The sequence below is a fragment of the Pantoea sp. SGAir0418 genome, from assembly GCF_043529865.1.
Window position 1 is genome coordinate 3,356,823 of sequence record NZ_CP027911.1, and the last position, 13,305, is coordinate 3,370,127.

Genomic DNA, 13,305 nt, shown 5'->3' on the forward strand with positions numbered 1-13,305 from the left:
GATTCGTCGGATTGCATGGAATCCCCCACGCAGCGCTGATGCTCCTCCCTCTGTTCTTCGTCCTTTTTCTGGCTCTGCTGCGCGCTTACTGGTGCTGGCGTAATCTGCATCACACCACGCTCAGCATGCCTGAATCCAGCCAAAAGTGAGTCACTGCTATGAGCGATCGCTATGTCATTGAAGCACTACTGCGTCCCGCAGTTGAGTTCAACACCACGCTGGTAGCCGCCACCGCCAGCTATGTTTGTGTTGCAGCGCCCTGGGCTGTCGCGCTGTCGCCTTCGGTGAGTTATGTCACCGCTACGGGCTTTGCGGTGCTGGCCGTCGTACGCGCCCGTCAGGGGTGTCAGGTGATCAGGTATCGCAGAAATCTACGCCGATTGCCGCGCTATGTGATGACCAGCCGCCAGGTTCCAGTAAGCAATCACCGGCTGTTTTTGGGTAAAGGTTTTCTTTGGCAGCAAAAACACACTCAGCGCCTACTCGATACGCGTCGGCCAGAAGTCGAAAAGTACGTGCAGCCAGCGAAGGTCTATCAGATCGCGCGCAGGCTTGAACGTGCGTGCGAGCATTCTCTGCCCTGGCTGTCATCGATGATTTCGGCTGATACGCCGATGAACCCGGTTCGCCCGCTGCCACCGGTTGGTGGCAATCCGGCGCTGCACGGCATTGAACCGAATGAGCGCGATGTATCAATGGATCTACGAGAGCGCGTTGGGCATACGTTAGTCGTTGGCACCACGCGCGTGGGCAAAACACGGCTGGAGGAGTTGCTGGTTACGCAGGATATTCGGCGCGGCAATATCACCATCGTCTTCGATCCCAAAGGCGATGCCGATTTGCTAAAACGCATGTGGGCTGAAGCGCACCGCGCCGGTCGTCAGGATGACTTCCACGTTTTCCATCTTGGCTGGCCAGAGATCTCGGCTCGTTACAACGCGGTTGGCCGCTTCGGGCGCGTGTCGGAAGTGGCTTCGCGCATTGCTGGTCAATTAGGCGCTGAAGGTAACAGCGCCGCGTTTCGCGAGTTTGCCTGGCGATTCGTGAATATCGTAACGCGCGCGCTGGTTGCGCTTGGCCAGCGCCCCGATTACTCGCTTATCCTTCGCTACGTCACCAACATAGGCGAGCTCTATCAGCGCTACGTGGAACATCTGGTTGATAAGCATTTGCCGGAGCTGCGCAGCAAAATTGAGAATGGCAGCAATGTGCTTAAGGAAAAAGATCTGCCGCGCAATATGCAGGGGCAGTCAAACGCCACGCGCATTTGGGCAATGGAGCTGGCGCTAAGTTCTGAAGCCGGTAAAAAGCTCTACGATCCCATTCTGGAAGGTCTTCGCTCAGCTGTACGTTACGACCGAACCTACTTCGATAAAATCGTCGCCTCATTGCTGCCGCTGTTGGAAAAACTCACCACCGGCAAAACGGCGGCGCTGCTCTCGCCTGACTATAAAGACCTCGACGATCCGCGCCCGATTTTCGACTGGCAACAGGTGATTCGCCAGCGCGGCATCGTTTATGTCGGGCTGGATGCGCTTTCTGACAGTGAAGTCGGCGCTGCCGTTGGCAACAGCATGTTTGCTGATTTGGTGAGTATCGCGGGGCATATCTACAAGCACGGCATCAATGATGGCTTACCGGAAAATGGCGACGGCAAGCTGCCGATCAGCCTGCACTGCGACGAGTTCAATGAACTGATGGGCGATGAGTTTATTCCGCTTATCAACAAAGGCGGTGGCGCGGGCATCGAAGTGACGGCGTACACCCAAACAATTTCTGACATCGAGGCGCGCATTGGTAGCAGCGCCAAAGCTGCGCAAGTCACGGGCAACTTCAATACGCTGATCATGCTGCGCGTGCGTGAGAACCGCACCGCCGAGCTGCTCACCAGCCAACTGCCTGAAGTGGATGTGTATTCCAAAACTCTGGTTTCGGGGTACACCGATATCACCAACCAAGAGCAAGGCACTGATTTCACCTCCAACACGCAGGACCGCGTGAGTATGGTGAAAACGCCGATGCTCACTCCGGCTGACATCATCAATCTGCCCAAAGGCCAGGCGTTCGCACTGCTGGAAGGCGGCCAGCTATGGAAGATTCGTATGCCACTGCCCGCTGCTGATAAAACCGATTTGATGCCGGAAAGCCTGGAGAAAATCGCTGCTGAAATGCGCCGTAATTACCGCACCAGCGAAGCATGGTGGTCTGGTGCTGCTGGCGCAGAACCGCCGGGAGGTGAATAATGCCACCACCAAACACCACTGCACCGCCCGCCCGCGTTCAGCAGCCTAAAGAGCATGGCTTTCTGTTTAATCTGCTATGGGAATGGCCGTGGAAGCTGATTGGCATGCTGCTGGCTTCGCTGTTTTTTAGCCTGGTAATGGAGTACATCGGTATTGCATTCTTCTGGCCAGAACAAGGTGCAGCGCATAGCCAGCAGGTAATGCAGATCGAGAGCGGCTATCTCTCCACTGAGTTTACGCGCAGCCTGCTACTGTCACAGCCCACGGTGACGGTCACTACCGGGGTAACACAGGTTTATCAGTGGCTGGTTGTCGATAGCGGCCTGCAGGGATGGATTGCCCAGCAAAATCAGGCAATGGAAAGCGGCGGAAATGCTGTTGCTGCCGGATTGAGTGCCGGTAGCCGCTGGCTGGCATCGGCTCTGCAAGAATATATGCTGGCGACGGTTTATGTCGCTGTGGTGACATTGATTCGTGTGACGATTCTGGTGTTATCAATACCGCTGTTTCTGATGGTGGTGTTGGTCGCTGTAGTTGATGGTCTGGGGCGGCGAGACCTACGGCGCTACGGCGCGGCATATGAATCCAGCTTTGTTTATCACCATGTCAAACGCTTCGTTAAACCCGCGTTCTATGTGCCCTGCATGGTGTATCTGTCGTGGCCATCGGCTGTGTACCCAAATCTGTTATTGCTACCTGCTGCGCTGATGTTGGGAATGGCGCTGGCGGTGTTAACCGCATCGTTCAAGAAATACCTCTAAGCTGGACGACAGCGTGCAAAGCTCGACTTTGTGCGCTGTCGTCAGCAGGCAAGCCGCATAGGCGGCGCGACAGGTAAAGTTAAATTAATGCTCCATACTGTCAATTTATAAATTAGGGCTGAAAATAAAGTAGACATCACTCATTTTCATGAATTAACATCGAAATGAATGCGGAACTCACTATCAACTATAAAGATTCACTTATAAAATAAAATGTTAACTACTGATGAACTAATTAAATCTTATGAAGGCTACTACCTTCTTGTAGGAAAAAATGGAAGTGGTAAAAGTAGCATGCTAAATTTCTTGTCAGAAGATATATATGAGCGAGGATTAGACACGATAACAGTTTCAAACACACTGTTCGATAAGTTTAAGTTACATCCTAAAAGTCAGAACTACAGTTATATTGGCAATCGTATAGGGAGATATTTCCCCCAGCAAGCAATTAAGAATAGCCTTTCTAGTAACAATGAAATTGTCATGAATAAATTTTTTAGCGTACTTGATTATTTGGGTTATGATCAGTTGTTAGGGATTAGAATAAACTTCAAAAAGAAATTCATTAACTCAACTAGGTACGGGCGCGATTCGAAAGGTAATGCATACCCAATATATTATGATTATTCTGATGAGGTAATTGATGATGAGTTGAAATTTTCCATCGACAGAGCAATTAATGAATCAGTAAGAACGCGCGGCGGTATTCTGTGGTTAGAAAGTGAAAGCAGTTCATTTAGTGAAGGTTTTTTTTCGGATTTTTACAAATTAATTCAGAGTGAAAAGCTACTTAAGAGAGCTGGTTTCATATCTGGCATTGATATTTATTTAGGCAAGAATGGAAGGCAATTTCCAGTAAATCATGCTAGTTCAGGTGAGTTGTCGTTCATTGCTTTATTACTTCATCTTGCTTTAAATTTAAGAGGCAAGTCTTATCTCTTTATCGATGAGCCAGAAAACAGCCTTCATCCTAAATGGCAGTCGGATTACTTCTCACTATTAAGGGGGGCCATAGGCTATAATGAATGTACGGTAGTAATAGCTACACACTCACCTCTTATTATTTCGTCAATGATTAGTAATAACAATGTGTCAGTATATAAAAGACTTAATTCCGACTTTGTTAAAATGCACGATAATGATGCCAATGCAGAAGAGGTATACCTTAATTATTTTGACACGCTAACACCAAAAAATAGAGCTCTTTCAAATAGGTGCGTTGATATACTTGACGATTTCACAGAGGGTAAAATCGGAAAAGAATTAGCTAAAAGCAGGATTGAATATTACAAGCACCTTACTGAAGATGAGGCACAGCAAGAATTTCTTTTCGGAGTGACAAATCTTATTGATGATATATCCTTCAACAAGAAGGAGTCATCATAATGCCCCTGGAATTTACGGATGAAGAAAAGATATTAATTACTCTTTCATTAAAAAAAGGTTATAAGTTCTGGGATGATAAAAAGCTAGACAAACTTAAAAGAAAAATAAAAAATCACCTTAGAGATATTCAACGTGAGTGCTGCTGTTACTGTTGCAGGAGTTTTGATGATGAATTCAATATGGTTTTGGATATAGAGCATATTATACCTAAATCTAAGATTGAAACAGAGATGTTTGAAATCCTTAATCTCGCAGTGTCTTGCAAAAGATGTAATATGAGAATAAAAGGCGAGAAAGTAGATTTCATTGAGGGTGGCTTTGATGAATTTAAAAGGGGCAATCAATATTACTTACCTGAAAAATATAAGTTTTTACACCCCAACTTAGATTCCTGGGATAACCATTTGGCATATAATATTAAACAGCTCAACAGAAACAAAATAGTTTACTATGACATTCTAAATGACAGCAGCAAAGGGAAATACACTAAGGATTACTTTGAACTTGCAAAAATCCAAGTTAACACCTTTGATGAGGCCCAGGACGCTACTGAAAGGAAAGTTCCTGAAAGCCCTGCTGTTGCAAGAGCTTTCAATAGTCTTTTAAAACGTATGTTTAATTTATAGCGCCGGGAAAATTGCCAGTTTAAACATCTATGTATGTGAGGCCTGGCTTATAAATTTCTCATTGAGACGTTTTGTTTTAATGGCCAATCAACAGCAAACAGCATGCATATAATCAACCCCTTCATAGGAGGGTATTGTCATGCTTGTATTTTCAAAGAGATTAACACAAAAAATATCTGTTAGTTTATGTCTTATTTCATTATCGGCATTTGGCGCAGAATTTGACGAACTCGCCACTACCCAACGTCTACTAGACCAAGTCCAGCTCTCACTCGATCGCGCCCGCACCGTCGCCGCGCAGTCCGATCCCAATAGCCGCCGCCGTTACCTGTTCGACTATAAGAAAGCTAACGAGGACCTCAACACCATGCGTGCTGGCATTGATCGCTACACGCAGCCCTCGCGTGCGCAGCCGCTGGATTACGGCAAGGTCAGCGGCGACTACACGCGAGGCCGTCCGCTATGGCGATGACCGCCGCGCAGATCAACGCGTTTAAAACGGCATCCGGCAACATCGATATTAGCGTTCTGTATCTGGTGTCCGTTGGGCTACTACTGTGCGTGCTGTTTCTCTGGGCAGCATGGGCGGCGGTGGATGTCTGGCATGGCTGGGCAAACACCAAAGTTCGGGATGCCGCGCTTGCCCGATTTGTTATCCGTTCTGTGGCTTTATTGATCGTCTGCATCTGGATGTTCGCCAGTTAACGCAGACATTTTCGAAGTGCCTTTACCCGTCAAAGAGGAATGTTCCATGAAATCAAAGTTTGTTCGCTTGTCTCGCTTTAAAGACCGTCAGGTTATGCGTCTGGGTTCCGGATTGATTCTGGCTTGGTTGTCCTGCAAACCGGCGCTGGCCGATCTGCCTTCGGTTGAAGCGCCGGAATCCAGCGGTGGCACTGGCCTGATGGGCCAGATCAAAGGCTACGCGCAGGACTTCATTGTTTTCGCCGGTTTGCTGGTCTGTGCCGTGGCATTTATCAACGTCGCAACCAGCGCGGTGCATACGTTCGTTGAAGTGCGTAACGAGCGCGCCACCTGGACCAAGTTTGGTTCCATCGTCGCAACCGGCGTCGTGTTGTTGGTCGCGACTATCTGGCTGCTCGGTCAGTCTGCCGAAATCATTCTGTAAGGGGATAAGCATGCAGACCATCCGTTTCCTGCCCGATCGACTGAATGCCGAACCTGTCGTGTTTCGCGGTTTCACCACGCCGGAATTGGGGCTGGCGGCATTGATTGGATTAGCGGTTGGTGGCGTGGTGTGTCTGCCGTTTTTTCCACTGGTCGGCTGGGTCATCATCCCGACCGGGATGCTGCTCATGCCGCTGCTACTCATTGCGTTTGGCGGGCGCTGGATGGCCCGCCTTAAACGCGGCAAGCCTGAAAACTACATCTGGCAGCGGCTGGAGGAGAAGAAACGCCGGATGGGCTATGGCGATCGTTCTCTCATCATCAGCTCACACAGCTGGTCCTTGCGCCGTACACCTAAGGGAGCCGGAAAATGAGCCAGTTCCGCAACGCTATTCAACGCAGCGATCAGCACATCAAGTCGCTGCGCATCGCCTGCGCTTTCCTCATTCTGTTGGTGCTGATCACGTCATCTGGCTGGATGCTAGCGCCACGCAGCATGACCATTCATAACCCGCCAGACTTGCGCACCGGCAGCACGCGCCCCTGGTGGGAAGTGCCGCCGTCATCGGTTTACGCCTTTGCCTTCTATATTTTCCAGCAGCTTAATGCCTGGCCAAAAAACGGTGAGGTGGATTACCCCGCCAAAATTCGGGCGCTGTCGCCTTACCTGACGCCGGGCTGCAAAGACTTTCTGGAAAGAGATGCCACCGAGCGCACCAACCGCAACGAGCTGATTGACCGCGTGCGCGTGGTGTACGAAATCCCCGAGCGCGGCTACAGCACCAAAAGCGTCACTGTGCGCGACCGCGACAACTGGGTTGCGCGGCTGGATTTGGTAGCCGACGAGTATTTCCATACCGAGCCGGTTAAGCGCGCGATGGTGCGCTACCCGATGAAGGTCACGCGCTGGAATGGCGATCCCGAAACGAATCAGTTTGGCCTGGCGCTGGATTGCTACGACGGCATGCCGCAGCGTCTGGAGGCCGCGCCGCCTGCACCTAAGCCTGAGCATAAGGGGATGTTTTGATGAATACGCTCACCAGATTGCATGTTGCCTGCAGGCTGATGTTCGCGGTGTTGCCAGTGGCAACACTTACACCGAATCCGGTTCAGGCAGTTGAATTGATGAAGTGGGAGCGCATCCCGTTGCAGGTCACGCTCAAGGTTGGCCAGGAGCGTGTGGTATTCGTCGATAAAAACGTGCGCGTAGGCATCGCGCCAGCGCTGAAGGGTAAGCTGCGCGTGCTAAGCACCGGCGGCGCGGTGTACCTGAAAGCGAACGAAGCGTTTTCCCAGACCCGCGTCCAGCTGCAGGATGTGGAGAACGGCGAGATCATCATGCTCGATGTCACCGCAGGCGCGAAAGGCTCTGCCGAGTCGGTAAAGCTGGTTTATGAAGCTGGCGACAGCGAGGCTGAAGCCAGTCCTGAGCAAGCTGAAGTCGCCAAAGAAGAGAAGAAAGTCAGTTATTCTGCGCCGCTGCCGGTGCTGCTCACGCGTTACGCGTCGCAGCGATTGTATGCGCCGCTGCGCACGGTTGAGCCGGTTCCCGGCGTGCGTTCGCTGCCGCTACATTTACCCAGCCGTGTTACCACGCTCTATCCCGCTGAACCGTTAGAGATCCAGCCTATCGCCGCATGGGCGGTGCAAAGCCAGAACGTGGTGGCGTTTCGCGTGCGCAACATGACCAGCCGTAAAATCGTTCTCGATCCCCGCTCGCTGCAGGGCAAGTTTGTTTCCGCCACTTTCCAGCACCGTTTCCTCGGTTTAGTCGGCACGCCTGAAGACACTACCATGCTCTATCTGGTGATGGATTCGCGCCCCGAAAACGCATTGATTCCAGAAGCGAAGGTGAGCCGCAAAGCGCGAGGTAAACACCATGCAGATTAAATCGAACACGCTGGTCAAAGTGCTGGTGCCGGTCTTCCTGCTCGCGGGCGTCGCGGTGGGCATGAAAAGTTGCAGCATCAAGAATGAAACTGAGAAAACCAGCGCCACGCCAGAAAAGCCCAAAGCGCTGGCCGATCTGACGCCTGCCGAGCTCAAGGCGCTGGGCGTCGAGGGCGATACGCCGGAAGACACGCTGCGCACGCTGGTTGGCACGCTGAAAACCATTCGCGGTAAGCAGGAAACGCTCGACCGCCAGAACCTCAATCTGGTGAAAGAGAATGACCGCCTGCGCACGCGTAACCAGAACGTTGCTGGTCAGGTTAATGAGGCGGTGGCGAATTACCAAAAACTTGCCGAAGACCGCCGCCAGCAGCTGCAGCAGGAACAGCAATCCCTGACCAGCAAAGTGCAGGAGCTGAGCAACCAGTTGGCCAAGCGCATGGCGTCTGATAAGCAGGATCAGAACAACAGCGATATTCCACTGGGGCTCGGTCTGGATGATGTTGCCAGTGGCAACACTAATGATGGCGTGATGTGGGTTTCACCCAGCGATCAGCGCAGCAGCGGCACGGGCGCGGGTTCAGCTCCCGCCGATGGCAAAGCGGCAATCGGTGGATTCCCGACATCGTTCCTCGGCGATAACGCGCTGAGTAAGAGCAAAAGCAACTACGAGCAAAAGGTGAAAGGCTACTCCAACAGCCAGAAAGAAGAGGAAAGCACTGAGCCGGTTTATACGCTGCCGGAAAACTCCACGCTGATTGGCAGCAAAGGCATGACCGCACTGCTGGGCCGCGTGCCGATTAATGGCACCGTCACCGATCCTTATCCGTTCAAAGTGCTGATTGGCCGCGACAACCTCACTGCCAACGGCATCGAGCTGCCCGATGTGGAAGGCGCGATTGTTTCCGGCACCGCGTCAGGCGACTGGACGCTTTCCTGCGTACGTGGCCAGGTGAATTCCATCACCTTCGTCTTCAGTGATGGCCGGGTTCGCACGCTGCCGCGCCCGGATAACAACGGTAAGAGCAACGGCCAGGATGGTAGCAAGAAGCAGGATGGCGGCATCGGCTGGATCTCGGATGAGGCCGGTATTCCCTGCATCAGCGGCACGCGTAAATCCAACGCATCAACTTACCTGCCAACGCTCTTCGCACTTTCCGGCGCTGCCGCTGCCGGTGAAGCGCTCAACGAAAATCAGCGTACCGGGCAAACCAACGCTTACGGCGGCGTGACCTCTACGCTCACCGGTGATGCCGGACAGGCCGCGATGGGCAAAGCGATTGCCGGTGGCGTCGGTGATGTTTCCGAATGGGTGAAACAGCGTTATGGGCAGACGTTCGACGCGGTGTATGTACCGCCCGGCGCGAATCTGGCCGTTCACATCACGCAGCAGCTGGCGATCGATTACGAAGATAAAGGCCGCAAAGTGCGTTACGACTTCAGCGTGCCGGGTAATGCCGCGCGCATCGGACTGGACTAAGGGGATTGCGAATGAACAGAGCATTTATGCCGGTCGTGTTCGCCACGCTGGTTTCAGTTCTTTCAGGCTGCAGCACGTCGAAAGATGAAATGCTGCCAGCGGGCGACAGCAACATGCTGGAGCTGTGGCAAGGCAAAGGCGCGAGCGGTTCGGCTCAGCGTGGTGCGCAGGGACGTGAAGCGCTGCGCCGCCCGCTGAGTGAAACGGAAGATCAGCGTGCCGACAAACTCGACCATTCATACAGCCGCACGCAGGAAAGTGAGATCACGCAACAATTCCCGCGCCTGCCGAATCCCGACATGGTGATGTACGTGTTTCCGCATCTTGCCGGTGGCAACTCGCCGGTTCCCGGCTACAGCACGGTGTTTCCGTTTTACAGCCAGGTGCAGTACGCCTTGCCGGGTGAGCGCACGGAGGATCTGTAATGATGTTTTCCCTGTTTAAAAAGCCCGCTTCAGAAGCCAGCAACCTCCCTGAAAGCAGTCAGCCGCAGCCACTGCCGCGCCCCGGCAAAATGACGGTGCAGGATGAAGCCGCGCTGTATCACGCCAAACCTTCCATCATTGATTACCTGCCTTGGGCCGAGTATCTGCCGGAAGATAAATGCCTGCTGCTTGATGATGGCGTTTCGGTCGGCGCGGTTTATACCATCACGCCGATTTCATCCGAGGGGCGCACCGCCGCGCGCCTGGAGGAAATCCGCGATCAGGTGGAAGATGCGCTGCAGGACAGCCTGGAAGAAGACGATATCTCGCCGTGGGTGGTGCAGTTCTTTTGTCAGGATGAAGACGATCCCTCGCCCTATCTGAACACGGTCAAAGAGTACGTAAAACCCTGGGCGCGCGGCACTGAATTCACCAACGCCTGGCTGAGTGAAACCGAGCGCCATTTGCGGGACATCGCCATTCCAACCGGCTTGTTCCGCGACACGCTGGTCACTGGTCAGCCGTGGCGCGGGCAGCAGCGCCGCACGCGCATGGTGATTTATCGCTGGGTGCCTGGTGCTGCCAAAGGTGTGAAAGATGTTCACGCGCTGCCACCTGTAACCATGCTTAATCAGGTTTGCGACCGGCTGGCGGCATCACTCGGTGCGTCTGGCGTTGCCTGCCAGCGCCAAACCGGCGCACAGATTCATGAATGGCTGCTGCGCCTGTTCAATCCCGATCCGCAGCATGGTTTGAGCAAAGAAGCGTTTTACGCCGCCGCGAAACATCATGATGCGCAAGCTGACGAGCTGCCGATGACCAACGATTTTGCCGAAACGCTGTGGTACACGCCGCCGCGTTCGGATGTGGAGAACGGCATGTGGTGGTTCGACGGTAAGCCGCATCGCGCCATTGCCATTGAGCGTCTGCGCCGCCCGCCTGAACCCGGCATGCTGACGGGCGAAATGGCGCGCGGCGAGCACATTAACGCGCTAATGGATCTGCTGCCTGAAGGCACAGTGGTTTCACTGACCATCGTTTCCCAGCCGCAGGACGTGCTGGAAAGCGACTTCATCAAGCTGGCCAAAAACGCCGTGGGTGAAAACACCGAATCCGGGCGCGTGCGCGAGGATGTGCGCGAAGTGAAAGAGTATCTTGGCCGCCGTCACAAGCTTTATCGCGGCGCGCTGACTTTCATGCTGCGCGGCAACGATCTGGCAGACCTCAACCGACGCCAGCAAAACATGTCGGCGGTTCTGCTGACCGCTGGCTTGCAGCCGGTTCGACCGGAATATAACGTATCGCCGCTGAACACCTGGCTGCGCGCACTGCCGATGTGCTTCAATCCTCAGAAAGATCGCCGCCACTGGTACACGCGCCTGACGTGGGTGCAGCATCTGGCTGGTTTGCTGCCGGTGACTGGCCGCGCCACCGGCAGCGGTCATCCCGGCTTCAGCTTCTTCAATCGCGGCGGTGAACCGCTGACCTTCGACCCGATGAATAAACAGGACCGCACGCAGAATGCGCATATGCTGCTGTTCGGACCAACCGGTGCGGGCAAGTCTGCCACGCTCTGTGCGACGCTTTCCCAGCTGATGGCCATTCATCGCCCACGTCTGTTTATTGCTGAAGCCGGTAACTCGTTTGGCCTGTATGCAGACTATTGCGAAAGCCTTGGCCTGACGGTGAATAAAATCAGCATTCGTCCCGGCTGCGGTGTCAGCCTGGCGCTGTTCGCCGACGCGCATCAGTTGCTCGACCTCAAACCGGAGCAGCTGCAGCTCAACGAAGCTGATATCCCTGACGCCGATGAAGACGATGGCGATGAACAGCGCGACATTCTCGGCGAGATGGAAATCGCCGCGCGCATGATGATCACCGGTGGCGAAAAGCGCGAAGAGGAACGGTTAACACGCTCTGACCGTGGCCTGATCCGTGAAGCCATTATGATGGCGGCGCAGACTAGCTACGACGAATCGCGCCAGATGATTGCTGAAGATCTGCAGACCGCGCTGTTTGCCATCGCGCGTGATAACAGCGTGGACAGCAGCGGCCAGCCTTTGCTGACCGAACGCCGTCGCGCGCGTGCCGATGAGATGGCCGGTGCGATGTCGATGTTTACCAGCGGCTTCGAAGGTGAGCTGTTTAACCGCCCCGGCACGCCGTGGCCGGAGGCTGATGTCACGCTTATCGATTTGGGTACGCTGGCGCGCGAGAACTATGGCGCGCAGATGGCGCTGGCGATGGTTTCCCTGGTGAACACCATTAACAACATCGCTGAGCGCGATCAGTATCTCGACCGCGAAATCGTCTTTGCCATTGATGAAGCACACATCACCACTACCAATCCGCTGCTGTCGCCGTACATGACCAAAGTGGTCAAAATGTGGCGTAAGCTCGGTGCCTGGCTGTGGATGGCGACGCAGAATCTGGCGGATTACCCGGACATCGCCGAGAAGATGCTGAACATGGCCGAATGGTGGCTGTGCCTGACGATGCCGCCTGATGAAGTGGAGCAAATCGCGCGTTTCAAGAAGCTGAGCGATGAGCAAAAATCGGTGCTGCTTTCCGCCAGTAAGCTGCCGCGCTGTTACACCGAAGGTGTTGTGCTGTCGAAGAAAACTGAAGCGCTGTTCCGGGCTGTGCCGCCCAGCCTGTACCTCGCTCTTGGCATGACCGAGAAAGAGGAAAAAGCCGAACGCCGCAAGCTGATGAGACAACATAACTGTAGCGAACTGGAAGCTGCAGTGATCGTTGCCCGCCAGCTCGATGCGGCGCGCGGCCTCAAGTCAGCCGCCGCTTAAACCGGGAGCTTTATGCTGGAACTCAAATATCCCATTCCCCGCATTACCACCACGATTTCCCTCAAGGCGGCGCGCACGCTATTCACGCTGATGCCGCAGGGCGAACCGGAAATTCTCGCCAGCGATCTGGCGCTGCTCGACAGATTGTGTGATGAAATCCGTTCGCGCGTGAATCCGCCCGTAAAAATCACCAGCCATCCGCAGCGCGTCGGCAGCCATTCCTGCCTCGCGCTGCACTTCAAAGGTAAGCTATGCAGCTCGATTGATCTGCTGATTACAGTGAATAGCCATCTGAGCTGGCCAACAGAAGATGACTATCACCACCCGCGCTGGTACATGACCATTGTTGACGCCGCCGATCTGCTGTATCTCCAGCTTTATCTGGCGCATAAACTTTCAGCAAAGCACACGAAATGACGCCTGTTTCGGAGCACTCTCGCTTGTGAAGTCGTGCCAGAATTTGCATAGTCTGCACCGTCCCCGACCCAAAGGTTACACCTACCTGGCGTAGTTGTTCTGCACCCCTTCGGGCCGGGGACATTTAATTCCCTTCATCCGACAC

Annotated in this window: 14 protein-coding genes; all 14 read left to right on the plus strand. The window is 53.8% G+C overall.

Annotated elements, in window-relative coordinates; translation table 11 throughout:
* Positions 1-158: 158 nt before the first annotated feature.
* The 14 genes from traD to C1N84_RS15785 all read left to right on the plus strand — a co-directional run bounded on the left by traD (position 159) and on the right by C1N84_RS15785 (position 13,160).
* The gene (gene traD, locus C1N84_RS15720) at positions 159-2,243 is read left to right on the plus strand and encodes a type IV conjugative transfer system coupling protein TraD (RefSeq protein ID WP_058959263.1); all 2,085 of its coding nucleotides are present in this window, start codon (positions 159-161) and stop codon (positions 2,241-2,243) included.
* Complete coding sequence (locus tag C1N84_RS15725; RefSeq protein WP_058959262.1) at positions 2,243-3,004, plus strand: TIGR03747 family integrating conjugative element membrane protein; 762 nt, start codon at positions 2,243-2,245, stop codon at positions 3,002-3,004. Before traD ends, C1N84_RS15725 begins: the two co-directional genes overlap by 1 nt.
* A 213-nt stretch (positions 3,005-3,217) precedes the next feature.
* Positions 3,218-4,390, plus strand: coding sequence for an AAA family ATPase (locus tag C1N84_RS15730; RefSeq protein ID WP_072226478.1), 1,173 nt, complete (start codon positions 3,218-3,220; stop codon positions 4,388-4,390).
* Positions 4,390-5,016 (plus strand): HNH endonuclease, encoded by a 627-nt coding sequence (locus C1N84_RS15735; protein ID WP_264441651.1) that lies wholly within the window; start codon positions 4,390-4,392, stop codon positions 5,014-5,016. Before C1N84_RS15730 ends, C1N84_RS15735 begins: the two co-directional genes overlap by 1 nt.
* A gap of 139 nt (positions 5,017-5,155) precedes the next feature.
* Positions 5,156-5,488, plus strand: a complete 333-nt coding sequence (locus tag C1N84_RS15740) for an integrative conjugative element protein, RAQPRD family (RefSeq protein ID WP_058959259.1) — start codon at positions 5,156-5,158, stop codon at positions 5,486-5,488.
* Positions 5,479-5,721, plus strand: a complete 243-nt coding sequence (locus C1N84_RS15745; protein ID WP_008107119.1) for a TIGR03758 family integrating conjugative element protein — start codon at positions 5,479-5,481, stop codon at positions 5,719-5,721. The genes C1N84_RS15740 and C1N84_RS15745 overlap by 10 nt, the downstream gene beginning before the upstream one ends.
* A gap of 46 nt (positions 5,722-5,767) precedes the next feature.
* Complete coding sequence (locus tag C1N84_RS15750) at positions 5,768-6,145, plus strand: TIGR03745 family integrating conjugative element membrane protein (RefSeq protein WP_175501691.1); 378 nt, start codon at positions 5,768-5,770, stop codon at positions 6,143-6,145.
* Positions 6,146-6,155: 10 nt separating this feature from the next.
* Complete coding sequence (locus tag C1N84_RS15755) at positions 6,156-6,518, plus strand: TIGR03750 family conjugal transfer protein (protein WP_034892368.1); 363 nt, start codon at positions 6,156-6,158, stop codon at positions 6,516-6,518.
* Positions 6,515-7,171, plus strand: coding sequence for a PFL_4703 family integrating conjugative element protein (locus C1N84_RS15760; RefSeq protein WP_058959258.1), 657 nt, complete (start codon positions 6,515-6,517; stop codon positions 7,169-7,171). The genes C1N84_RS15755 and C1N84_RS15760 overlap by 4 nt, the downstream gene beginning before the upstream one ends.
* Entirely contained in the window at positions 7,171-8,034 is an 864-nt protein-coding gene (locus C1N84_RS15765; RefSeq protein WP_394541666.1) for a TIGR03749 family integrating conjugative element protein, read from the plus strand. The genes C1N84_RS15760 and C1N84_RS15765 overlap by 1 nt, the downstream gene beginning before the upstream one ends.
* Positions 8,024-9,514: a TIGR03752 family integrating conjugative element protein gene (locus tag C1N84_RS15770; RefSeq protein WP_058959256.1), complete on the plus strand. Its 1,491-nt coding sequence runs from the start codon at positions 8,024-8,026 to the stop codon at positions 9,512-9,514. Before C1N84_RS15765 ends, C1N84_RS15770 begins: the two co-directional genes overlap by 11 nt.
* A gap of 11 nt (positions 9,515-9,525) precedes the next feature.
* Positions 9,526-9,939, plus strand: a complete 414-nt coding sequence (locus tag C1N84_RS15775; protein ID WP_058959255.1) for a TIGR03751 family conjugal transfer lipoprotein — start codon at positions 9,526-9,528, stop codon at positions 9,937-9,939.
* On the plus strand, positions 9,939-12,743 hold the full coding sequence (locus C1N84_RS15780) for a conjugative transfer ATPase (protein ID WP_374754029.1): 2,805 nt from the start codon (positions 9,939-9,941) through the stop codon (positions 12,741-12,743). The genes C1N84_RS15775 and C1N84_RS15780 overlap by 1 nt, the downstream gene beginning before the upstream one ends.
* A 12-nt stretch (positions 12,744-12,755) precedes the next feature.
* Positions 12,756-13,160 (plus strand): hypothetical protein, encoded by a 405-nt coding sequence (locus C1N84_RS15785; RefSeq protein WP_058959254.1) that lies wholly within the window; start codon positions 12,756-12,758, stop codon positions 13,158-13,160.
* Positions 13,161-13,305 lie beyond the last annotated feature (145 nt).